Raw genomic sequence first — 21,461 nt, 5'->3', positions numbered from 1 at the left:
GGAGCAGGCTCGCGACGTGTTCGGTGCTCATCACGGCCGGCTTCCCTGGGCCGCGGCGGCCTCGCGCTCCAGGGTCTCGGCGATCCGGCGCTTGAGCGCCGGCTTGTCGAGCTTGCCCACGCGCGTGACCGGAAAGGCCTCGATGGTCTCGACGCGCTCGGGGCACTTGTACTTGGCCAGCCCCTGCGCCACCAGGAACCGCGCCAGCTCGGCCACGTCGGGCGCTCGCTGGCCCGGGCGCGGGATGATGAAGACGCAGCCCTTCTCGCCGTAGAACGGGTCGGGCATGGCCACGAGCTTGGCATCGGCCACGGCCGGGTGCCGGCTCACGAAGGCTTCCACCTCCTCGCAGCCGATCTTCTCGCCGCCGCGGTTGACGTTGTCGCGCAGCCGCCCCTCGAAGGCATAGCAGGTGACGCCGTCCACCACGTGCGCGCTCATCATGTCGCCGGTGCGGTAGAAGCCGTCCGAGGTGAAGGCCTGGGCATTGGTTTCGGGCGCATCGAAGAAGCCGGGCAGCGTCGAAGGGCCCCGGAAGCACAGCTCGCCCATCGCGCCCGGTGCCACGGGCGTCTCGGAGCCCGGCTCCAGCAGGCGGATCTCGTCCTGGGCGCAACCCGAGGCACCTTGGGTGCGATGGCGGCGCAAGGCCGGTGCATCCGGCCCCGAGCCCAGCAGCAGCCCCTCGGTGATGCCGTACAGGTTCGAGCACGGCAGCCCCAGATGCGCCTCCAGGCTGTCGGCACGGCTCATCGTCGCGAACAGGCGCAGGGAAGAAAGGTCGTGGCGCGGGAGCTCGGTGTAGGCCAGCAGCTGCGGCGCGATGGGCCCGATGGACAGCGCATGCGTGACGCGGTGCTGCTCGATGAGTTCCAGCATGCGGCGGATATCCACCCTGGGCATCAGCACCGCCGTGACGCCCAGCAGCGCGACCGGGACCAGGGCATAGAGCTGGCCGGCGTTGTGCAGCAGCGGCAGCGACCAGATCAGGCGGCTGTCCGCATCGATGCCGTAGGTGCGCATCCAGCCCGCGGCATGGCCCAGGTACTCCGCGTGGAAGCGCGGGATGATCTTGGGCAACCCGGTGGTACCGCCGGAGAGCTGGAAGCTCAGCACGTCCTCGGGCCCCAGGGGCACGTCGCGCAGGCGCCGGCGCGCCTCCTGCAGCGGCATGGCGTCGATCAGTGCCTGCAGGTCAGGCAATCCCTCCGCCCGGCCGCGCACGACCACCAGGTGCCGCAGCGCGGGAAGCTGCTGCGCCATCTGCCGGGCGAAGCCCACGAGGTCGAAGCTGCCGAAGTCGGCCTGCGCGAAGTAGCCGCGCGCGCCGCTTTGCCGCGCCAGCTGCCCGATCTCGACCTCGCGGTGCTGGGGCAGCGAGCACACCGGCACGATGCCCGCCTTGAAGCAGGCGAGCAGCGCGAGCGCCGTTTCCACGGTCGTGCCGAGCTGGAAGATCGCACGGTCGCCCGCCTCCAGCCCCAGCGCCAGCAATGCGGCGCCCAGACGGTCCGTCGCCTCGTCGAGCTCGCGAAAGGTGATGCCGCGCTCATCGCTGGCGAAGGCGACACGGTCGGGGTGGCGGCGCGCGGTGTCGTGCAGCACGTCGCCGACGGTGTTGCCGATCCACGCGCCTTCGGCCAGCCAGCGGCGGGCATCCTCGGCACGGTGGTAGATGACGCCCTCGATGGGGTTCAGGGGGCCGGACATGGCTTGCCTCCTCGGGTGATGCTCTGGAAAGACCGGTGTCTCAGGCCGCCTGCGGGACGATGCGCACGTGGTCGCGATCGAAGGCCTCGATGGTCCCGCGCAGGCCCCCGGTGAAGAGCCCCCACCAGACGGCCGGCTTGAGGCCGAGCTCCCTGCGGCCGAACTCGATGGGTTCGTCGGCGTCGATGACGTGGTAGCCCGCGGCCTCGCTGACTTGGCAGGCATCCCGTCGGCGCGCGGCCTGCACCAGCGAGGCGAACTCCTCCACCCGCGGCACGAACAGGCGCACGCCCGCGCCGCGCTCGCCATCGAGCAGCGCCCCCTTGCGCGCCCAGACCTCGTCAATGCGCGTGACACGGCGGCCAGCCTGCGCGGCCCGGTCCTCGGCCTCCATGGCGGCCTGCAGCGTCAGCGCGGCATCGGCCGCGTCGATCTCGGCGAGCGGGCGCAGCTTGCGCGTGAACTCGATGAAGTAGCCGTTGGGGTCGCGCACGTAGATCGACTCGATGACTTCGTGCGTGGTTTCCACCGAAACGTTCAGGCCCCGGGATTCCAGCCGTTCCTTCCAGGCACGCAGCTCCGCGGCGTCCTGCACCAGCCACGCCGTGTGCGTGGCGTCGAAGACGTGGTCCTCGGGCAGCGGCGAACGCTTCGCGCGGCCCTGCAGCGACGCCGGCTCGTCGCTGCCCAGGTAGTAGAAGAAGGCGATGGTGCTGCCGTTGCCGCTGTCGAAGAAGAAGTGCAGGAAGTCCGGATGCGTGGCCGGGCCCCAGCCGCGGGCGGAGATCACGTGCACCAGCGGCAGGCCCAGCGTGTCGCGATAGAACTCGACCGTCTCGCGCAGCTTCCAGGTGGGGCGCGCGGTGTGGTCCACGCCGCGCAGCACCAGCCGCGACGGCATCGGGGATTGAGCCGACATGAAAGTCTCCTGAGGGAGTGAGGAAAGAAGATCAGCGAGGGAAGGTCTGGCGCAGCCAGTCGGCCAGATGGCGGCCGGCGGCCAGGCGGCCCGGCTCCTCGCCGGACGAGAGGGCGCGGCCGTGGTGGTCGCCGCGCACGCGCAGGTGCTGCTTGTCCGAGGAAGCGATGGCCTCCACGATGCGCCGCACGTCGCCGGGGAAGCACGCCTGGTCGCCCGTGTACTCGACCACGAGCGTGGGCTGCACCAGCGCGGCGGCGGTCTTCTCCAGCGTGGCGTTGGAGCTCAGGCCCGACCAGGTCGAGAGCCAGCTCTCGGGCGTGCACTGGCGTGCGAAGCCCACGGCGCCGTAGTTCGACGCGAAGGGGTCGCTGCCCCACAGCGAGCCGAACCGGCGCTCCGAGGGGTCGAGCGAGAGGTCGAAGCAACGCAGGTCCGCGTCGGTGCGCCAGACGTTGATGATGGGCGTGTGCGCGGCCATGCGCCGGTCCATGGCCGAGGCCGCATCGCCCATGTCCTTGATGCGCTTGCGCGCGGCCATGCGCGCCGCGATGAGCTCGCGCGCCAGGGCGTCGATGCGCTCGACGCGTGCGCGTTGCGCGGCGCGGTAGCGCTCGATGAACGCTGGCGCGTAGCGCGTGCCCTCGCGGCCGCAATAGCCGTTGTCGGGGTTCAGCGGGTCCAGCGACGCATCCACCGACAGCGCATCGCCTTCGTCGCTGACCGAGGGGTCGATGCAGTTCATCAGCAGTGCGCCCTGCCCCGGGTGCGGACCCACGAAGACCAGGCCGTCCACGGTAGGCATGTCCAGCTCGGCCAACTGTGTCGGCCGGCCACCCGGCGTGCGCGCGATGCGCTCGCTCCCAGGCAGCGACGACTGCTGGACGTAGAAGGCGTACAGGCCCGCCCCGCCCGAGTTGCCCAGCAGCACGATGCGCTCGAAGCCCTGCGCGCGCAGGAACGCCAGGCCCGCGGCCACGTCATGCAGCGCGAACTCGTGCTCCAGGCGCAGGTCGTTGCCCACCGAGCGCGGCGACTGCGACCAGGCCGCACAGCCTGCCCCGACGATGTCCGGGATCAGGTAGTGGCACGCCATGAACTCGCGCGGGTGCATGACGCACACCACGGTGCGGCTGCCGCCCGCCGGCGTGTACAGCGAGCCCCCGGTGGCCGCGCCATCCGCGGTGCGCAGCACCACGTTGCGCGTTGCCGTGCCGTTCGGGATGTCGCGCGGGTTCCAGTCGGTGTTGAGAAAGCCGGCGGTGGGCTGGGCCAGGGTTTGACGCATCGTGCAAACGCCGCGGCAGCGGCGCCTCTCGTTGACATGGCTCAACGATAGAACGCACTGACGCTTACGTCAAACGTTTGACACTTGAGTCAGATCAGGACTTTCCCCAGGAGTCACGCGCTCAAGGCGACGCGTGGCGCGTCTGCTCCTCCAGGAGGTCGAGGTGCTCGCGCAGCAGTCGGATCGACTCAGCGACAGAGGCGGGGCGCTGGTGACGCTGCTGGTCCCGCACCACGCAGCGCAGCGCCAGCTCGGTGAGCGCCTGCGCCACGGGCTCGACGGCACTGCCCTCCGGCTCGAACCACCAGGCGCTCCAGTTGCACATGCCAATGACGGCCAGCGCGGCGACCCGGGCGTCGGGTGCGAGAAAAACACCCGCGTCGATGCCGCGCTGGATGACGTGCACGAAATGGTTGAGTACCGAGTGGCGTGCCGCGCGCGCCGCGGCGCGGCGGGGCTCCGGCAAGCTGCTTTCGCTGCGCTCCACGACCCGGAATTGCAGCGGGTGCGTCAGGATCAGCGTGGCATGCTGCTTCACCAGCTTGCGCAGTGCCTCTTCGGGCGGCAATTCGTCGTGGCCGCTGACGCTGCGGGCAAGCTCGCCGGCCTGTTCCGTCACTTCCTCGGTGAGCGCTTCCAGGATCGCTTCCTTGCTCTGGAAGTAGTAGTAGACGGCGGTGCGTGTCGCACCCAGCGCATCGGCGATGTCGTTGATGTTGGTGCCGCCGAATCCCTTGTCGATGAAGAGCAGCGAAGCCGCGTTGAGGATCGACTGGCGATTCAGTTCACCACGGGACTGCTGGCGGGTCTTGGTTGCGATAGCGGCCTTGGACATGGCATCTCCTTTGACGGAAAGCTTGCCACGGGGCAGCGGCCAGGAACGGGGAACGGCCCCCTACGAGGCCTTCGGTGCGGCCGGAAAACCTGTCTTGAAGTGGCCGGCCGCCATGAAAAGGCGACTCGTGGCGGCCGACCTGGGCAAACGAGCCGCAATGGGTTGCCAACTGTTGACGAAAATATGGACAAGTAAGACACGTGCACTGTGGCTTGATGCATGGCCTCAGCTCGGGGGCGGCCACAAGGGTGAACTTGCACGCCGGGTGCAGCGGTATGTGCATGCCCACGGCACAGCAGATCGACGTCATTGAAGGAGTCAGGGCTGCACGACTGGTGCGACGTACACAGGCCGACGCTCCCTTCGGATACACGACCCAGCGGGCGAGCCGGCCGATGCAGGTGCTGCGCAAGCCATACAGCGTTGGCGAGTTCGTCGAAGCGTTGAGCAGGCGATCAACACGCATCGGATCGAACCGGCAAACAGGCCGCATAGGGTGGCGGAGGAAGTCGCGCGGCTGACTCCCATTTCACCCCCGCGCAGGGGTGCAGTTGGCGGGCGCCCCTGCCTACCCTGCGCGGTTTCGTTTTGCCCGACCTCCGCCATGCCGCACTGCTTCGATTCGCGCCCGCCCAGCCGACGCCGCTTTCTCAACCTGATTGCCGGTGCCACCGCCTCCGTCAGTACGCCGTTGTGGCTGGCCGGCTGTGGAGGCGGAGGCGATGGCGGGAGCGACGACGCCGGCACACCAGAGGGCCCCACCGAGCCCAACGCCCCGGCCGGCGGCGATGCCGCCGACACGGCACGGCTTGCGACCATCGCGGCCATCGAGGCCCACTGCCGGGAGCTCGAGCCGCAGCAGCTGGCACCCCTTGCTTACGTCGAGGCCGTCGCGGCGCGGATGGCCGCCAGCGGCGGCTATGCACACACCGGTGTCGATGCCGCGACGCTCACCGCCTGCGGCATCTTCGAGGACGGCCGCGTGCACCTGGTTGCGCGCAATCGCTTTGTCGAACCCGAGACCAGGGCCCTGTCCACGGCGGCTGCGCCGGCTCTGCGAGAGCTCGCCGCGCGCGTCGAGGTTCCAGGCTCACGCCACGCGCGGGTAATCCACTCGTTCGGCCCCAACTTCGATGGCCAGTCCACGGTGACGCAACTCGGGTCGCTGCTGTCCGCACACGGCTACACGGTGCGGCCGAGTGCGGAGGGCGATGGCCGGCTGACGACGCTGCGCGCGGTGCAGGGGGATGGCTTCTTCTACCTGAATGCCCATGGTGGCGCGTGGGCTCACGTGCTGCACAACGACAAGGATGCGCCCTACCTGTACTCGGTGCAGTCGTCGACGCCGGTTACTGCCGCGACCGAGGCGATGCCGGATATCCGCGATGACATGGCCAACCTGCGCCTGACGTACTTCACCGCTGATACCGGACTACGTGAGAACGTCAACGGCAAGATGGTGCCGGTGCTGCAGACACGCTATGGCATCACCGCCGAGTTCGTGACCCGCTATTGGCGGTTCGCCGATCACAGCGTCGTGATCATCAACGCCTGCAGCAGCGCCAACACCTCGAGTGCGGCCCATGCCGGCGGCTTCATCTTCGCGTGCCACGCCAGGGGCGCCGGCGTTTACCTGGGATGGACGGAAACCGTCTCAGCCGCTGGCGCCTACAGCGCACCGCCGTACTTCGTCGATCGACTGCTCGGCGCCAACGTCATCGAGCCGGAGAGCCCACGCCAGCGCGCTTTCGCGTGGGACGACGTGATTGCCGACATGGACCGCAAGGGCCGCAGCACCGATCCAGAGAGCGGCGCCCGATTCGTCGGCAAGCCGCGGCCCGGAAGCGCCGCGAGCTCGATCCTGGCACCCGCGATCCACCATGTCGAAGTTGACGAGCGGAGCAACGAGCTGCGCATCCTGGGCCAGCTGGGTACGCGAACAGGCAAGGTCTACATCGACAGCACTGAGCGCCAGGTGCGTTCCTGGAGCAACGACCTCGTGGTCTGCGACCTGCCGGCCAGCGGGATGGGCTCGGCTGGCGGGGTCTACGTGAAGGTTGACGAGCACCGCAGCAACGTGCGTCAGATCACCGAGTGGCGGATGCCGGTGGACTACCAGTGGCTCGACCAGACCCGCAACGGCCTGCGCGTGGACGGCAGCATGGTGCTGCGCTGGCGCGCCGACATTGGCAAGGTGCGCGAGGCGCCGGGCCGTGCGCCGACGAACCCGGTGCGCTTCGCAACGGGCGCCCGCGACACCGGCATGTGGCTGTCCGCGTCAGGATCCTACCGGGTGGACAAGTATTGCACCGTCACCTGGAGCGACTCGGCGGACTTCGGCTCGCAGCTGGACATGATCGACGGCGACGGCAGCACCGCCGGCCGCTTCATCTTCGCCAACCTGCGGGTGGACACCGCGACGTCCACGGGCCACATCGGTCTGGCGCTGGGCGCCCCGGCCTCGGCGCCGATGTTCACCGAACATGGCTGCCACGGTGCCGAGAAGTTCGTGACCGCCTTGGGGCTGCTGGACGAAGTGGTCGACTTCGAGGTGGTCGGCGCGACGGCCAAGCTGCCGCTGCCGGCGCTGGGTGTCGACTTCGGCAGCAACTACGCCATTCTTGGCAACAGCCATACCGACGACGAGTTGCGGCTGCGCTGGAACGACGTGGTGCCCAACTTCCCGCCCCTGAGCGACGGCGCCATCTGAAAAGACGCTTCTCCGGCAGGCCACCGCCTCGCAAGCGGTGGCCCCGCGCGCGTTCAAGCGGCAAGCGCCCTGGGTGTTCGCAAGACTTGCGCGACCTCGGCTACCGAGCTCACGCCGAATTCCGCATAAACGGCCTTCAGACAGTCCTTCATCATGGACTCGCTGAGCGCCATGCGCTCCCGAACCTTGTCGCGTTGACCAAGCAGCGCCAACCAGTACGCGGCCTCCAGTGCTTGCGGCGGCAACTTCGTTGCCGTCAGGGCACGCCAGACGCGCAGCGGGTCCGGTACGAGCCGCTTGAGCACGATGCCCACCAGGCCGTCGGCAGCCCGGCCGTCACCGACGTCCAGACAAGCCGGCGAAGGAGCCTGCCCCTGCAGTCCCAGCCACTGCGCATGGGCGACCAGCACGCCGCCGGGCACCGGCCAGCGGGCATAGGGCAGAGAGCCGGGATGTTGCTCAGCATCATGGAGACGCTCGAGCAGTGCGGAACCCAGGGCGGGCATCCTGCGACGATCTGGCCAGACCGCGCCGCACAAGGGCAGGCTTTCGAGCAGGGCCTGCGCTTCGCTGCTGGCGAAAACCACCCGTCCCGCAGCGTTGGCCACCAGCATGGCTTCTGCCTCGCAGGTCCAGTGCGCCGCCGAGCTGGCTTCGTCGGGCATCACGCCGACACGCAACGCATGCTCCACATGAAGTGCGATGCGCTGCAAGTGCGACAGGTCTTGCCGATCAAAGCCGCGTCCGGGCGGGCGAAACACGCTGAGCAAGCCGCTTCTCTGGCCATCGGGCTCAAGCCGGGCATCGAGCGCATGGTGATGGCCGGAGCCTCGCACCAGCAACTGGTACGTGTTGCTTGCGAAGTACTCGGGTGGCGGGGCCAGCAACTGGCCGAGCTTCGGTGCGCCCACGTCGCCGACCAGTCGGAAGACGTTGTACTCGCCGTCGCCCTGGAACAGCTGCGGCTCGCTGCGGAACAGTGCCTGTACGGATGGAGGCGAATCCTCATGGAAGAAGGCGTGCGGCACCCCCTGGCCATCGGTCAGGAAAAGCGCACCGACCGACTCCGGCATCAGCTCACGCGCGATCGCGCAGACCTCGGGCACCACGCTCATCACGGGCACGCCGGAGCAACACAGCAAGCGCAACTGTGCCCAGGCGCGCACATGCTTGCGAGCCGTCATCGTGGCAATGCGCTGGATGTCCGCCGAACCGCGCCCTGCCCTTTTTCCTCTCTTGCCTCAACCACCCTCACCTCCGTGCCCCACGCCGGGCGCATGCAATACGGCATTGGTGCCGCTTCCTTGCGCCGCCACGGAGTGTGCCCTGGTGCGTCACGGCGGCGGTGTCTTCGCTCTGGAGACCATTGGTAGAGCTCGACGCCGCGGCCTGACGCGCGGCAGCGCCGTGAGCGTTCAGCATGCGCGTGCCAGGTCGCCCATGCTCTTGCCGCTCCGCGCCTTGTCGCGTGACAGCGCCCCGAGGACAGCCAGCTGCTGCACCGCCAGCCTTTGGTCCTCTTCGGTTCGTGAGCCACTCAGACGCAAGCTGTTTGCATATATCCAGGCGACAGATGGCCGTCTGAAGCCAGGGCATCGGCTTGTTGCCTGCATTTCAACGCCTCATGGGTTAGGGAAAACCACAAACCGTTTCTGTGGCACTTGGCTTGTTTATTCGGAATGGCACGCCTACGATAAGTCAATATATTTACCTAACCAGGTGTCTGACGTACTCGACATTGAGCACGCCCAGACCATGGATGCGAAAGGAAGCGTGATGCAGCGTTGCGAAAAGCGGTCCGCGATCCCCACCGGCGGCATCGGCGGGACGGCCTGCTGCTGGCTTGACCAGGAGGGCCGGCACAGCGACGGCGCGTCGGAGCTCAAGGACCAGCCCAAGCCGGGTTTGCGCAGGTTCGCCATGTAAGCGCGGACCCGTCCCCTCAACAGAACCGCCTGATGGCGCGCTTTCGCAAGGAAGCGCGCCAGGGCATGCCTCACCCCAACGACACGCACTACCCATGAATCCGTACCTCGATGACGACCTGGCGACACTGGCCGACCATGCGCGGCGCTACGCGACTGACCGCGTGGCACCGGGCTTCCAGGAGCGCGACACCACCCGCGTGCTCGACCGCCGACTCATGCGCGAGATGGGCGAGATGGGCTTCATCGCGCCTGAGTTGCCAGAGGAGTACGGGGGCCAGGGGCTGGGAGTGCTGGCGGCCGGTGTCATCCACGAGGAAATCGCTCGCGCCGATCTGAGCATTTCCTACATCAACCTGCTGGCCTCGCTCAACGGCCAGATCCTGTCGCAACACGGCGATCCCGACATCGTGAAGCCCTGGCTGACCCGGCTGACGCGTGGCGAGGCGTTGCTGGCCATCGCACTGACCGAGCCGCGCGGCGGCTCCGACGCGGCCAACCTGCGCCTGCGCATCGAGCGCGACGGCGACAGCTACATCCTCAACGGCGAGAAGACCTCGATCTCCGCCGCCGACCAGGCCGACGCGGCGGTCGTCTTCGGCCGCACCGGCACGCCGGAGTCCGCAGCCCATGGCGTGACGGCGCTGCTGGTGCCCTTGGACCTGCCCGGCGTCACGCGCAACCGCTTCGACTGCCACGGCCAGCGCGCCATCGGTCGCGGTTCCATCTTCTTCGAGAACGTGCGCGTGCCCATGACGCACCGCCTGGGCGACGAGAACAAGGGCTTCGTCCAGGTGATGCAGGGCTTCGACTACTCGCGCGCGCTCATCGGGCTGCAGGTGCTGGCGGTGGCGCGCGTGGCGCTGGAGGGAACCTGGGGCTACGTGGCCGAACGCCAGGCCTTCGGCAAGCCGCTGTCGGCCTTCCAGGGCGTGTCGCACCCGCTGGCCGACTACGACACCCAGGTCGAAGCGGCGCGGCTGCTGTGCCTGCAGGCGCTGTGGCTCAAGGACAAGGGCCTGCCGCACAGCGCGGAAGCCGCGATGTGCAAATGGTGGGCGCCGAAGCTGGCCTACGACGCGGTGCACCAGTGCCTGCTCATGCACGGCCATGGCGGCTATGACCGCGGCCCGATGGAGCAGCGCCTGCGCGACGTGCTGGGCTTCCAGATCGGCGACGGCACGGCCCAGATCATGAAAACCATCATCGCCCGTACCCGTGCCGGCCGCGGCGCCGTACCGGCCTGAACCCGTCCGTTCATCCACCGAGGAAGGAGACAGCCCATGGATTTCGACGCCGTATTGCTGCCGCCGCGCCGCGCGCGCAGCGTCGCGCAAGGCCACTGGCACGACCGCACCATCAACGACGCGCTCGATGCCTGCGTGGCCGCGCATCCCGACAAGCTGGCCCTGACGGCCCTTCGGGTCGAGACGGGCGAGCTGCGGCGCTTCACGTACCGCGAGCTGGGCGAGGCGGCCGACCGGATTGCGCTCGGCCTGGCCCAGCGGGGCATCGGCCGCAACGACGTGGTGGCCATCCAGCTGCCCAACTGGTGGCAGTTCACGGCGCTGTACCTGGCGTGCTCGCGCATCGGCGCCGTGCTCAATCCGCTGATGCACATCTTCCGCGAGCGCGAGCTGAGCTTCATGCTCAACCACGGCGAGGCCAAGCTGCTGGTGGTGCCCAAGGTCTTCCGCGGCTTCGACCACGAGACCATGGCGCGCGCGCTCAAGCCGGCCGTGCCCTCGCTGCAGCACATCATCGTGGTGGACGGCGAAGGCCCCGATGCCTTCGATGCCCTGCTGGCGGGCCACGACGCGCAGCGCGGCTCGGACGCCGCGGGCATCCTCGGCCGCCACAGGCCAGGCCCGGACGACATCACCCAACTGCTCTACACCTCGGGCACCACCGGGGAGCCCAAGGGCGTGCTGCACTCGGCCAACACCCTCATGGCCAACATCGTGCCGTATGCCGAGCGCCTGGGCCTGAGCCAGCACGACGTGGTGCTGATGGCCTCGCCCATGGCGCACCAGACGGGCTTCATGTACGGCCTGATGATGCCGATCATGCTACGCGCCGGCGCGGTGCTGCAGGACATCTGGGACCCACGCAAGGCCGCGGAAGTCATCCGGGCGGAGGGCGTCACCTTCACGATGGCCTCCACGCCCTTCCTCTCCGACCTGACCAAGGCGGTTCAGGACAGCGGCCAGCCGGTGCCCAGCCTCAAGACCTTCCTCTGTGCCGGCGCACCCATCCCCGGCCCGCTGGTCGAGCAGGCGCGCGCCGCCCTGGGCACCAAGATCGTGTCGGCCTGGGGCATGACCGAGAACGGCGCCGTCACGCTCATCAAGCTCGACGATCCCGACGAACTGGCCTTCTCCACCGACGGCTGCCCGCTGCCCGGTGTCGAGCTCAAGGTGGTGGACTTCGACGGCAAGGAACTGCCCGCGGGCCAGGTGGGCAAGCTCCTGGTGCGCTCCTGCTCCAATTTCGGCGGCTACCTCAAGCGCCCTCAGCTGAACGGCACCGATGCCGAAGGCTGGTTCGACACCGGTGACTTGGCTCGCATGGACGCCAGCGGCTACATCCGCATCAGCGGACGCAGCAAGGACGTGATCATCCGCGGCGGCGAGAACATCCCGGTGCTGGAGGTCGAGGCGCTGCTCTACAAGCACCCCGCCGTGGCGCAGGTGGCCATCGTTGCCTATGCGGACGAGCGCCTGGGCGAGCGCGCCTGCGCCATCGTCGTACCCAAGGCCGGGCAGCACCTCGATTTCGAGAGCATGGTCGCCTTCCTCAAGGCCCAGAAGATCGCTCTCCAGTACATCCCCGAGCGGCTGATCGTGCGCGACGCGATGCCGGCCACGCCGTCAGGGAAGGTGCAGAAATTCAAGCTGCGCCAGATGCTCAACGACGGCTCGCTCTGAACAAGCGGCCATTGCTTGATGACGCAACAACACCGGGAGACACGCATGACCAAGATGACGCGCTGCCTGCAGCGCCGCACCCTGCTGGGCCTGGCAGCCTCGGCGCTGTGGATGGCGGCTGCGCCATCGATGGCCTCGGCCCAGTCGCAATGGCCGGCCCGGCCCATCCGTGTCGTCGTCGGCTTCGCGCCGGGCGGCACCACGGACGTGATGGCGCGGGTCGTGTCCCAGGCCCTGGGCGAGGCGCTGGGGCAGACCGTCATCGTGGACAACAAGCCCGGCGCCAGCGGCAACATCGCCGCCGGCGAAGTCATCAAGGCCACGCCCGACGGCTACACGCTGCTGGTGGCGCCCACCTCGGTGGAGACGGCCAATCCTTCGCTGTTCAAGGCAGCCTTCCATCCGGCCAAGGATCTGACGCCGGTGGCGGCCTTGGGCAAAACCGCGATCTACCTGGTGGCCAAACCCGGCATCGAGGCCCGGGACGCCCGGCAACTTGTCGCCTGGGCCAAGGCCCATCCGGGCAAGCTGTCCTATGCGTCTGCCGGTGCCGGCACCCCGCCGCATCTGGCCGGCGAGCTGTTCAAGCAGCAGTCCGGCGCCTTCATGACGCACATCCCGTACCGCGGCGCCGCGCCGGCGCTGCAGGACGTGATGGCGGGCCAAGCCGACGTCGTGTTCGACCCGGGCATCGCGTTCCCGCACATCCGCAGCGGCAAGGTCAAGCTGCTGGGCGTTGCCAGCACCAGGCGCTCGCCCTTCTTCCCGGACGCACCGACGCTGGCCGAGCAGGGCATCAGCGGGGCCGAGCTCGACATCTGGTTCGGCTTGTGGGCGCCCAACGGCACGCCGCCCGAGGTCGTGGCCCGGCTCAACAAGGAACTGGCCAAGGCGCTGGCGCAGCCGGGGCTGAAACAGCGCTTCGCTGAGCTTGCCGCCGAGCCGGCGTTGCTGGACCAGGCCCAGTTTCGCAAGCTGCTGGCCGACGAGGGCCGCGTGCTGAGCGCGCTGATCCGCGATCGCAAGATCGCCATCGACTGACCTTGGAAGACCCTCCCATGCAAGAACCGACCATCCTCTTCGAGCGCCGCGGCCGCGTGGGCATCGTCACGCTCAACCGCCCCGGACAGCTCAACGCCCTCAACGACGAAGTCATGGACGGCCTGGGCCAGAGGCTGCTGGAGCTTGACGGCGACGACGGCATCGGTGCCATCGTCATCACTGGCGGCCCCAGGGCCTTCGCCGCCGGGGCCGACATCGCGGCCATGGCCGACTGGAACTACATCGACGTCTACCGCAGCGAGTTCATCACCCGCAACTGGGAGACGATCCGGCGCGTGCGCAAGCCCGTCATTGCCGCCGTGGCCGGCTTTGCCATGGGCGGCGGCTGCGAGCTGGCCCTGTCGTGCGACATCGTCATCGCCGCGCACAGCGCGCGCTTCGCGCTGCCGGAGATCAAGCTGGCGCTGATGCCCGGGGCCGGCGGCACCCAGCGGCTGCCGCGCGCCATCGGCAAGGCCAAGGCCATGGACATGTGCCTGTCGGCGCGCATGCTCGATGCCGACGAGGCCGACCGCTACGGGCTCGTGTCGCGGGTCGTGGCGGATGACCGGCTGATGGACGAGGCCCTGGCCCTGGCCTCCACCATCGCCGGCTTCTCGGCGCCGGCGCTCATGGCGATCAAGGAGTCCGTGAACCGCGCCTATGAGGCCTCGCTCAACGAGGGCATCCATTTCGAGCGCCGGCAACTGCACGCGCGCTTCGCCAGCGCCGACGCGCACGAGGGCATGAAGGCCTTCCTCGAGAAGCGCAAGCCGGCCTTCGAACACCGCTGAGCCCTTCGCCCGAATGGTCGCCTCGAGGCCAACGGCCATGACGCCCTCGGGCTGTTTCCAAGCTTGAAGCGAAAGTGAAAGCTCACCGTTCGCCCTGAGCCCCGTCGAAGGGCTCAGGGCGAACAGGGCTTCTTTCAGCGCAAGCGAAGCACTGGAACCAGTCTTTCACCCGCCCGCGGCCTCTCATGGCACACCCGCTGCAGGCCTGCCAGGTCGGCGCCAGCCGTCCGAGCCTCAGCGCTCTTCGGCGTCGCCGCTGCCGTCCGAATTTCCGCGCTCGCTGTCGATCCGCTGCATGTTCTCCAGCATCTTGAGCAGGTAGTGCAGCGTGTGGGTGACGTCCTCGACCGAGAAGCCGCTCAGGATCTCTTCGTAGTAGGCCCGGATCTTCGGCAGGGCCAACTCTTCCCACACATGCCGGCCCGAGTCCGTCATGGTCACCAGGCGAGAGCGCCGGTCTCGCGGGTCCGGCAAGGCGGCCAGGTGCCCGTCGCGCTCCATGCGGCTGATGACGCCCGAGAGGTTCTGCCGGCTCACCATCAAGTAGCGGGCCAGGTCGCCCATGCTCATGCCGCCCTGCGCCTTGTCGCGTGACAGCGCCCCAAGGACGGCCCACTGCTGCGTCGTCAGTCCTTCGTCTTCTACAGCGCGCGTGCCTGTTTTGTGCAACATGTTTGCGCATTGATAGAGGCGAAAGAAGAGCCTGTTGGCGAGTTCCAGCTTCGTTTCCAGGCTTCTCTGCTGAGTTTCTTTAGGGAAAACCATAGTGATCTCGGTTGATACCGGGCTTGTTTGTTGACGATGGCATGCCTAATATACGTCAACATGTTGACCAAATCCCATACACGACGCGGTCATCATCGTTCACCCCCAGAGCTTGGACAGCAAAAGGAAGCACGATGCAGCGATTCGAGAACCAGACCGTGATCGTCACCGGCGGCGGCGGCGGCATTGGCGGGGCCACCTGCCGCCGGTTTGCCAAGGAAGGCGCCCGGGTGGCGGTCTTCGATCTGAACCTGGAGGCGGCGCAGAAGGTGGTCGCGGACATCCGCGCCGAAGGCGGCGTGGCCGAGGCCCTGCGCTGCGACATCACGGACCGCGACAGCGTCAATGCCGCCGTCGCCGCCACGGAGTCCAGGCTCGGCCCGGTGGACGTGCTGGTGAACAACGCCGGCTGGGACGTCTTCAAGCCTTTCGTGAAGACCGAGCCCGCGCAGTGGGAGCGGCTCATCGCCATCAACCTCACCGGCGCGCTGCACATGCACCACGCGGTGCTGCCCGGGATGGCCGCGCGCAAGAAGGGCCGCATCGTCAACATCGCCTCGGACGCGGCGCGCGTGGGCTCCTCGGGCGAGGCCGTCTACGCCGCGTGCAAGGGCGGGCTGGTGTCCTTCTCCAAGACCATCGCCCGCGAGCACTCGCGCCACGGCATCACCGTCAACGTCGTGTGCCCGGGGCCCACCGACACCGCGCTGTTCGCCGAATACAAGGAAGGCGCGGGCAACCCCGAAAAGCTGATGGAGGCCTTCACGCGCTCCATCCCGCTCGGACGCATCGGACAGCCCGGCGACCTGCCTGGCGCGGTGCTGTTCTTCGCGAGCGACGACGCAGCCTACGTCACCGGCCAGGTGCTGAGCGTGTCGGGCGGTCTGACGATGAACGGCTGAAGCAACGCAACTCAAGAGGAAACTGGACATGAACTTCGAAGACATTCTGTACGAGGTCCGCAACGGGGTTGCCTGGATCACGATCAACCGCCCCGAGAAGATGAACTCCTTCCGCGGCCAGACCTGCGACGAGCTGATCAAGGCGCTGAACAAGGCCGGCTATGACCGCGACGTCGGCGCCATCGTGCTGGCCGGCGCCGGCGACCGGGCCTTCTGCACCGGCGGGGACCAGTCCGCGCACGACGGCAACTACGACGGCCGCGGCACCATCGGACTGCCGATGGAAGAGCTGCACGATGCCATCCGCAACGTTCCCAAACCCGTCATCGCCCGGGTGCAGGGCTTCGCCATCGGCGGCGGCAACGTGCTGTGCACGATCTGCGACCTGACGATCTGCTCCGAGAAGGCGATTTTCGGCCAGGTGGGCCCCAAGATGGGCTCGGTGGACCCGGGCTACGGCACCGCGTTCCTGGCCCGCGTGGTGGGCGAGAAGAAGGCCCGCGAGATCTGGTACCTGAACAAGCGCTATTCGGGCCAGGAAGCCGTGGCCATGGGCCTGGCCAACGTCTGCGTCCCCGCCGACAAGCTCGACGAGACGGTGCAGCAATGGGCCGAGGAGATCTGCGAGCGCAGCCCGACCGCGATCGCCATCGCCAAGCGCAGCTTCAACATGGACACGGCCCACCAGAGCGGCATCGCCGGCATGGGCATGTACGCCCTCAAGCTGTACTACGACACCGACGAGTCGCGCGAGGGCGTGGCGGCGCTGAAGGACAAGCGCAAGCCCAACTTCCGCAAGTACGCCAAGTAAGTCGGATTGGAGTGCGAATCATGCAGGTCGATGTTTCCAACGCCTCGCCCGTCGTATGGCGGCCCGACACGGACACCGTGGAAGGGGCCAACCTGACCCGCTTCATGCGCGCGCTCGGCGTGGACAGCTTCGCGTCGCTCAACGAGCGCGCCAGCGCCGACCCGGCCTGGTTTCACGACGCGCTGATTCGCTTCCTCGACTATCGGTTCGAGCGTCCCTACGAGCAGGTGCTGGACCTCGGTGATGGCCTGCCCTTCGCGCGCTGGTGCGTGGGCGGCGAGACCAACGTGGTGCTCAACTGCATCGACCGGCGGCGCGGCACGGCGCGCTACGAGCAGCCGGTGCTGGTCTGGGAAGGCGAAGACGGCGCGCAGTCCAGCTGGACCTTCGCCGATCTGGACCGCGAGGTCTGCCGCCTCGGCTGGGGCCTGCGCCAGCTCGGCCTGGGCCGGGGTGACGTGGTGGGCATGTACATGCCCAACCTGCCTCACGCAGCGGCCGCGATGCTGGCCGTCGCGAAGATCGGCGCCGTCGTGCTGCCGATGTTCTCGGGCTTCGGCGCCGATGCCATGGCTCAGCGCCTGGGCGATGGTCAGGCCAAGGCGGTGATCACGGTCGATGGCTCGCTGCGCCGCGGCAAGCCGGCCGGCGCCAAGGCCGTCGTCGATGCGGCGCTGGCCCAGTGTCCCGGCGTGCGCCACGTCGTGGTCCTGAGCCACCTGGCCACCGGGCACGACTGGATCGAAGGACGCGACCACTGGTGGCACGAGCTCGCCGCGGGCGCTCCCGAGGACTTCACGGCCGTGGCGACGGAATCCATGCCCGCGGACGACCCGTTGATGCTGATGTTCACTTCCGGCACCAGCGGCAAGCCCAAGGGCGTGGTGCACTCGCACTGCGGCTTTCCGATCAAGACGGCGCTGGACCTGTCGATCTGCATGGACCTCAAGGCCGAGGACCGCTTCCTGTGGATGTCGGACATGGGCTGGCTGGTCGGCCCGATCCTCGTGTTCGGCGGCCTGCTGGTCGGCTCGACCATCGTGCTGGCGGAAGGGGCCCCCAACTATCCGCAACCCGACCGCCTGTGGCGGCTCATCGAGCGTCACCGCGTCAGCTATCTGGGCCTGGCGCCCACGGTGGCGCGCCTGTCGATGTCGCTGAGTGACGCCGAGCTCGCCGAGCGGGATCTTGGTTCGCTGCGCGTCATCGTCTCCACCGGCGAGCCGTGGACGCCCGAGGCCTGGCAGTGGACCTTCGAGCGCGTGGGCCGGCGGCGTGTGCCCCTGCTCAACTACTCCGGCGGCACGGAGGTGGGCGGGATCCTCACGGGTACCGTGATCCACCCGCTCAAGCCGTGTGCCTTCGCAGGCCCGGTGCCAGGCACCGGCGCCGACGTGGTCGATGCCGAAGGCGCCAGCGTCAGCGTGGGCGTCACCGGTGAGCTGGTGATGCGAACGCCCAGCATCGGGCTCACGCGCGGACTGTGGCGGGACCGCGAGCGCTACCTCGACAGCTACTGGTCGCGCCTGCCGAACGTGTGGGTGCATGGCGACTTCGCCAGCCGCGACGCCGATGGCATGTGGTACGTGCACGGGCGCTCCGACGACACGCTCAAGATTGCCGGCAAGCGCACGGGCCCCTCCGAGATCGAGGCGCTGCTGATGGGCACGGGCCTGGTGCTCGACGCGGCCGCCGTCGGCATGCCCGACCCCGTCAAGGGCACCGCCGTGGTGTGCGTCTGCGTTCCACGGCCGGACATCGCGCTGGATGCCGCGGCCAAGAGCCTGTCGGCCGCGGTCGTTGCGGGACTGGGCGGGGCGTTCAAGCCGGCCAAGGTGGTTTTCGTTCCCGATCTGCCGCGCACCCGCAGCTCGAAGCTGATGCGCCGCGTGGTGCGCGCAGCCTGGCTCGGCGAAGCGGTGGGCGACCTCAGCACGCTGGTCAACCCGGAGGCGGTGGAGGCCATCCGTGCGGCGCGCGGGGATGGCGCCATGGCGAACCGGACCTGAGCGAATCAGCCCCCGGGGCTGTCCGTGACAACACGCGCTTGCACCGGCCCGGTTCCGGGCCGGTGCCGGCTCAACCTGCGCGCTCGCCCACTGGCCGGCGAGCAAACCCTGGCTGGCTCGTCAGCCGCTCGCCGAAATCAGGAGACATCCATGATCCCCATGCCCAGTCGAACCATTCGTTGCCTGCCGCGCCGCTCGGTGGCCGCGTGCGCGGCCGCGCTCCTGGTGGGAGCGGCCCTGCCCGCGGCCAGCCAGACCGCGGCGTGGCCCTCCAAGCCCGTGCGCCTGGTGGTGGGTTTTGCCGCCGGCGGCGGCACGGACGTGATGGCCCGCGTCCTGGCGCAGTCGCTCACCGAAGCGTTGGGGCAGACCGTCATCGTCGACAACAAGCCCGGCGCCAGCGGCAACCTGAGCGCGGGCGAAGTGGCGCGGGCTCCGGCCGACGGCTACACCTTCCTGGTCGCACCGACCTCGGTCGAGACGGCCAACCCCTCCCTGTTCAAGTCCAACGTCCTGCCCTCGCGCGACCTGACGCCCGTGATGGGGTTCGGACGCATGCAGATGTACCTGCTGGCCCGTCCCACACTGGACGTCAAGGATGCCAAGCAACTCGTCGCCCTGGCCAAGTCCCAACCGGCCAAGCTGAGCTACGCGTCGTCCGGCACCGGCACGCCGCCCCATCTGGCCGGCGAGCTGTTCGTGCAAAGCACCGCCGCCTCGATCACGCACATCCCGTATCGCGGCTCCGCGCCCGCCCTGCAGGACGTGATGGGCGGTCAGGCCGACCTCGTGTTCGATCCGGGCATCGCCTTCCCGCACATCAAGAGCGGCAAGGTCAAGCTGCTGGCCGTGGCCAGCGACCGCAAGTCGCCCTTCTTCCCGGACGCACCGACCTATGCGGACCTGGGCATCCAGAACGCCAGCCTGGACATCTGGTTCGGCATCTGGGCACCGAACAAGGTGCCGGCCGAGATCACCGAGCGGCTCTCGCGCGAGCTGAGCAAGGCCCTGGCGGCGCCAGCGGTCAAGCAGCGCTTCGCCGAGCTGGGCGCCGAGCCGGCTCCGCTGGAGCAGGCGGCCTTCCGCAAGCTGCTGGCCGATGAAGGCAAGACGCTGTCGGCCCTCATCAAGGACCGAAAGATCATCGTCGAGTGAGCCAGGCGCCGGCCCGTTCTCGACCACCGCTGAACCTTTGTTCCTTCTCCCCGAGGCACCCCACCATGGCCATCGACAACGAATCCTTCGAGCTGTTGCTCTCATCCGTCCAGCGCTTCGTCCGCGAGCGCCTCATGCCCGCCGAGGATGCGGTGGAGGAGCACGACGAAGTGCCCGCCGACATCGTCGAGGACATGAAGGCCATGGGCCTGTTCGGCATCTCCATCCCTGAGGAATACGGCGGCATCGGCCTGTCGATGAGCCAGGAATGCCGTGTCGCCTACGAGATCGGCCACACCTCGCTGGCCTTCCGCTCGGTGTTCGGCACCAACGTCGGCATCGGCTCGCAGGGCATCCTGATGGACGGCACCGAGGAGCAAAAGCGCGTCATCCTGCCGCGCGTGGCCACGGGCGAGCTGGTCATGTCCTTCGCCCTCACGGAGCCGGACGCCGGCTCCGACTCGGCCGCGCTCAAGACCCGTGGCGAGCGCGTGGGCGACCATTACGTGCTCAACGGCAGCAAGCGCTTCATCACGAATGCGCCGCGCGCGGGCGCCTTCACGCTGATGGCGCGCACCGACGGCCCCGGCCCCGGCGGCATCTCGGCCTTCATCGTCCCGGCAGACCTGCCCGGCCTGAGCCTGGGCAAGCCCGACAAGAAAATGGGCCAGCGCGGCACCAAGACCTGCGACGTGCTGCTGGACAACGTGCGCGTGCCGGCGTCCAACGTGATCGGCGGCAAGCCGGGCCAGGGTTTCAAGACAGCCATGAAGGTGCTGGACCGCGGCCGGCTGCACATCTCCGCGGTGGCCTGCGGCATGGCGCAGCGCATCCTCGACGAGTCGGTCGCCTATGCCCGCGAGCGGCGCCAGTTCGGCAAGCGCATCGGCGACTTCCAGCTGATCCAGGCCATGCTGGCCGACAGCCAGGCCGAGCTCTATGCCGGCTGGAGCATGGTGCAGGACTGCGCGCTGCGCTACGACGCCAAGCCCGTGGGCCAGAGCGATCCGCAGGTGAGCATGCGGGCCTCGTGCTGCAAGCTGTTCTGCACCGAGATGGTGGGCCGCGTGGCCGACCGCGGCGTGCAGGTGCACGGCGGCTCGGGCTACATCAACGAGTACCCGGTGGAGCGCTTCTACCGCGACGTGCGGCTGCTGCGCCTGTACGAAGGCACCACGCAGATCCAGCAGATGATCATCGGCCGCGAGCTGGTGGGCCGGGACTGAAGCCGGCTCAAGCAGCTCGCCGCCGCGGCGGCCCGCGAGGTGTCGGTGGTGGTGCTGGAAAAAGGTTCAACGCCTGCAGGTCAATGCCCAGAACTGCCTGCACTGCAAGACCTGCGACATCAAGGACCCGATGCAGAACATCACCTGGGTCACGCTCCAAGTCGCGCTTGTTAACGAAGTATTCCGTTCGTCCTGATGCTTCGATACCTCAGCACAGGGCGCACCCTGCCCTGAGGTATCGAAGGGTCAGTACGAACGGGTCATTTCACGACCGAAATGAACTTGGAATAAAAGGAGTTTCCACGATGAAAGTGATCGTCGCCGTCAAGCGCGTGATCGACTACAACGTCAAGGCGCGCGTGAAGTCCGACGGCTCGGGCATGGACCTGGCCGGCGTGAAGATGAGCATGAACCCCTTCGACGAGATCGCCGTCGAGGAGGCGG

General features: G+C 68.3%; 16 protein-coding genes and 2 pseudogenes. 12 read left to right on the top strand and 6 right to left on the bottom strand.

Features of this window, described 5'->3' with window-relative positions:
- Positions 1–30: 30 nt before the first annotated feature.
- From Q0741_RS10095 to Q0741_RS10080, 4 genes are all read right to left on the bottom strand, one after another.
- Positions 31–1,710, bottom strand: a complete 1,680-nt coding sequence (locus Q0741_RS10095) for an AMP-binding protein (RefSeq protein WP_298233070.1) — start codon at positions 1,708–1,710, stop codon at positions 31–33.
- Positions 1,711–1,750: 40 nt separating this feature from the next.
- Positions 1,751–2,629 (bottom strand): VOC family protein, encoded by an 879-nt coding sequence (locus tag Q0741_RS10090; RefSeq protein ID WP_298233069.1) that lies wholly within the window; start codon positions 2,627–2,629, stop codon positions 1,751–1,753.
- Between the two features lie 31 nt (positions 2,630–2,660).
- The gene (locus tag Q0741_RS10085) at positions 2,661–3,917 is read right to left on the bottom strand and encodes an alpha/beta hydrolase (protein WP_298233068.1); all 1,257 of its coding nucleotides are present in this window, start codon (positions 3,915–3,917) and stop codon (positions 2,661–2,663) included.
- 121 nt (positions 3,918–4,038) lie between these two features.
- Positions 4,039–4,752, bottom strand: a complete 714-nt coding sequence (locus Q0741_RS10080; RefSeq protein ID WP_298233067.1) for a TetR/AcrR family transcriptional regulator — start codon at positions 4,750–4,752, stop codon at positions 4,039–4,041.
- Between the two features lie 604 nt (positions 4,753–5,356).
- Here Q0741_RS10080 and Q0741_RS10075 point away from each other — a divergent pair.
- Positions 5,357–7,462, top strand: coding sequence for a hypothetical protein (locus tag Q0741_RS10075; protein ID WP_298233066.1), 2,106 nt, complete (start codon positions 5,357–5,359; stop codon positions 7,460–7,462).
- 53 nt (positions 7,463–7,515) lie between these two features.
- Here Q0741_RS10075 and Q0741_RS10070 read toward each other — a convergent pair whose 3' ends face one another.
- Positions 7,516–8,646, bottom strand: a complete 1,131-nt coding sequence (locus tag Q0741_RS10070) for a hypothetical protein (protein ID WP_298233065.1) — start codon at positions 8,644–8,646, stop codon at positions 7,516–7,518.
- Positions 8,647–9,482: 836 nt separating this feature from the next.
- Here Q0741_RS10070 and aliB point away from each other — a divergent pair.
- From aliB to Q0741_RS10050, 4 genes are read left to right on the top strand one after another with little or no spacing between them, the layout of a single operon-like run.
- Positions 9,483–10,634: a cyclohexanecarboxyl-CoA dehydrogenase gene (gene aliB, locus Q0741_RS10065; protein WP_298233064.1), complete on the top strand. Its 1,152-nt coding sequence runs from the start codon at positions 9,483–9,485 to the stop codon at positions 10,632–10,634.
- A 36-nt stretch (positions 10,635–10,670) separates the two neighbouring features.
- Complete coding sequence (aliA, locus tag Q0741_RS10060; protein WP_298233063.1) at positions 10,671–12,314, top strand: cyclohexanecarboxylate-CoA ligase; 1,644 nt, start codon at positions 10,671–10,673, stop codon at positions 12,312–12,314.
- A gap of 45 nt (positions 12,315–12,359) precedes the next feature.
- Positions 12,360–13,355: a tripartite tricarboxylate transporter substrate binding protein gene (locus tag Q0741_RS10055; RefSeq protein ID WP_298233062.1), complete on the top strand. Its 996-nt coding sequence runs from the start codon at positions 12,360–12,362 to the stop codon at positions 13,353–13,355.
- Between the two features lie 17 nt (positions 13,356–13,372).
- A complete protein-coding gene (locus Q0741_RS10050; protein WP_298233061.1) occupies positions 13,373–14,149 on the top strand; it encodes an enoyl-CoA hydratase in 777 nt (258 codons plus the stop codon).
- Positions 14,150–14,383: 234 nt separating this feature from the next.
- Here the strand turns inward: Q0741_RS10050 and Q0741_RS10045 are convergent, their stop codons facing one another.
- Positions 14,384–14,914 carry a MarR family winged helix-turn-helix transcriptional regulator gene (locus Q0741_RS10045; RefSeq protein WP_298233060.1) on the bottom strand — a complete coding sequence of 177 codons (531 nt, stop codon included), beginning with the start codon at positions 14,912–14,914 and terminating at the stop codon, positions 14,384–14,386.
- 134 nt (positions 14,915–15,048) lie between these two features.
- On the opposite strand from Q0741_RS10045, the gene badH reads away from it, so the two are divergent.
- From badH to Q0741_RS10010, 7 genes and pseudogenes are all read left to right on the top strand, one after another.
- Positions 15,049–15,816 carry a 2-hydroxycyclohexanecarboxyl-CoA dehydrogenase gene (gene badH, locus Q0741_RS10040; protein WP_298233059.1) on the top strand — a complete coding sequence of 256 codons (768 nt, stop codon included), beginning with the start codon at positions 15,049–15,051 and terminating at the stop codon, positions 15,814–15,816.
- Positions 15,817–15,844: 28 nt separating this feature from the next.
- A complete protein-coding gene (gene badI / locus Q0741_RS10035) occupies positions 15,845–16,627 on the top strand; it encodes a 2-ketocyclohexanecarboxyl-CoA hydrolase (RefSeq protein WP_298233058.1) in 783 nt (260 codons plus the stop codon).
- Positions 16,628–16,647: 20 nt separating this feature from the next.
- Entirely contained in the window at positions 16,648–18,636 is a 1,989-nt protein-coding gene (locus tag Q0741_RS10030; RefSeq protein WP_298233057.1) for an AMP-binding protein, read from the top strand.
- Positions 18,637–18,786: 150 nt separating this feature from the next.
- Positions 18,787–19,791: a tripartite tricarboxylate transporter substrate binding protein gene (locus Q0741_RS10025; RefSeq protein ID WP_298233056.1), complete on the top strand. Its 1,005-nt coding sequence runs from the start codon at positions 18,787–18,789 to the stop codon at positions 19,789–19,791.
- A 65-nt stretch (positions 19,792–19,856) separates the two neighbouring features.
- Positions 19,857–21,017: an acyl-CoA dehydrogenase family protein gene (locus Q0741_RS10020; protein WP_298233055.1), complete on the top strand. Its 1,161-nt coding sequence runs from the start codon at positions 19,857–19,859 to the stop codon at positions 21,015–21,017.
- Positions 21,018–21,084: 67 nt separating this feature from the next.
- Positions 21,085–21,213 (top strand): annotated as a pseudogene (locus Q0741_RS10015) (4Fe-4S dicluster domain-containing protein); the annotation flags it as partial.
- 109 nt (positions 21,214–21,322) lie between these two features.
- Positions 21,323–21,461, top strand: a pseudogene (locus Q0741_RS10010) (electron transfer flavoprotein subunit beta/FixA family protein); the annotation flags it as partial.

The organism is uncultured Azohydromonas sp., from assembly GCF_937926365.1.
Lineage (GTDB): Bacteria > Pseudomonadota > Gammaproteobacteria > Burkholderiales > Burkholderiaceae_C > Azohydromonas.
Note: the sequence above shows the minus strand (reverse complement) of the source record. Positions and strands in the feature narration are given on the sequence as shown.

Bases quoted from the DNA above. Each gene is read 5' to 3' on its own strand.
- Q0741_RS10095 (WP_298233070.1), bottom strand. From the start codon at position 1,710: ATGTCCGGCCCCCTGAACCCCATCGAGGGCGTCATCTACCACCGTGCC.
- Q0741_RS10090 (WP_298233069.1), bottom strand. From the start codon at position 2,629: ATGTCGGCTCAATCCCCGATGCCGTCGCGGCTGGTGCTGCGCGGCGTG.
- Q0741_RS10085 (WP_298233068.1), bottom strand. From the start codon at position 3,917: ATGCGTCAAACCCTGGCCCAGCCCACCGCCGGCTTTCTCAACACCGAC.
- Q0741_RS10080 (WP_298233067.1), bottom strand. From the start codon at position 4,752: ATGTCCAAGGCCGCTATCGCAACCAAGACCCGCCAGCAGTCCCGTGGT.
- Q0741_RS10075 (WP_298233066.1), top strand. From the start codon at position 5,357: ATGCCGCACTGCTTCGATTCGCGCCCGCCCAGCCGACGCCGCTTTCTC.
- Q0741_RS10070 (WP_298233065.1), bottom strand. From the start codon at position 8,646: ATGACGGCTCGCAAGCATGTGCGCGCCTGGGCACAGTTGCGCTTGCTG.
- aliB (WP_298233064.1), top strand. From the start codon at position 9,483: ATGAATCCGTACCTCGATGACGACCTGGCGACACTGGCCGACCATGCG.
- aliA (WP_298233063.1), top strand. From the start codon at position 10,671: ATGGATTTCGACGCCGTATTGCTGCCGCCGCGCCGCGCGCGCAGCGTC.
- Q0741_RS10055 (WP_298233062.1), top strand. From the start codon at position 12,360: ATGACCAAGATGACGCGCTGCCTGCAGCGCCGCACCCTGCTGGGCCTG.
- Q0741_RS10050 (WP_298233061.1), top strand. From the start codon at position 13,373: ATGCAAGAACCGACCATCCTCTTCGAGCGCCGCGGCCGCGTGGGCATC.
- Q0741_RS10045 (WP_298233060.1), bottom strand. From the start codon at position 14,914: ATGGTTTTCCCTAAAGAAACTCAGCAGAGAAGCCTGGAAACGAAGCTG.
- badH (WP_298233059.1), top strand. From the start codon at position 15,049: ATGCAGCGATTCGAGAACCAGACCGTGATCGTCACCGGCGGCGGCGGC.
- badI (WP_298233058.1), top strand. From the start codon at position 15,845: ATGAACTTCGAAGACATTCTGTACGAGGTCCGCAACGGGGTTGCCTGG.
- Q0741_RS10030 (WP_298233057.1), top strand. From the start codon at position 16,648: ATGCAGGTCGATGTTTCCAACGCCTCGCCCGTCGTATGGCGGCCCGAC.
- Q0741_RS10025 (WP_298233056.1), top strand. From the start codon at position 18,787: ATGATCCCCATGCCCAGTCGAACCATTCGTTGCCTGCCGCGCCGCTCG.
- Q0741_RS10020 (WP_298233055.1), top strand. From the start codon at position 19,857: ATGGCCATCGACAACGAATCCTTCGAGCTGTTGCTCTCATCCGTCCAG.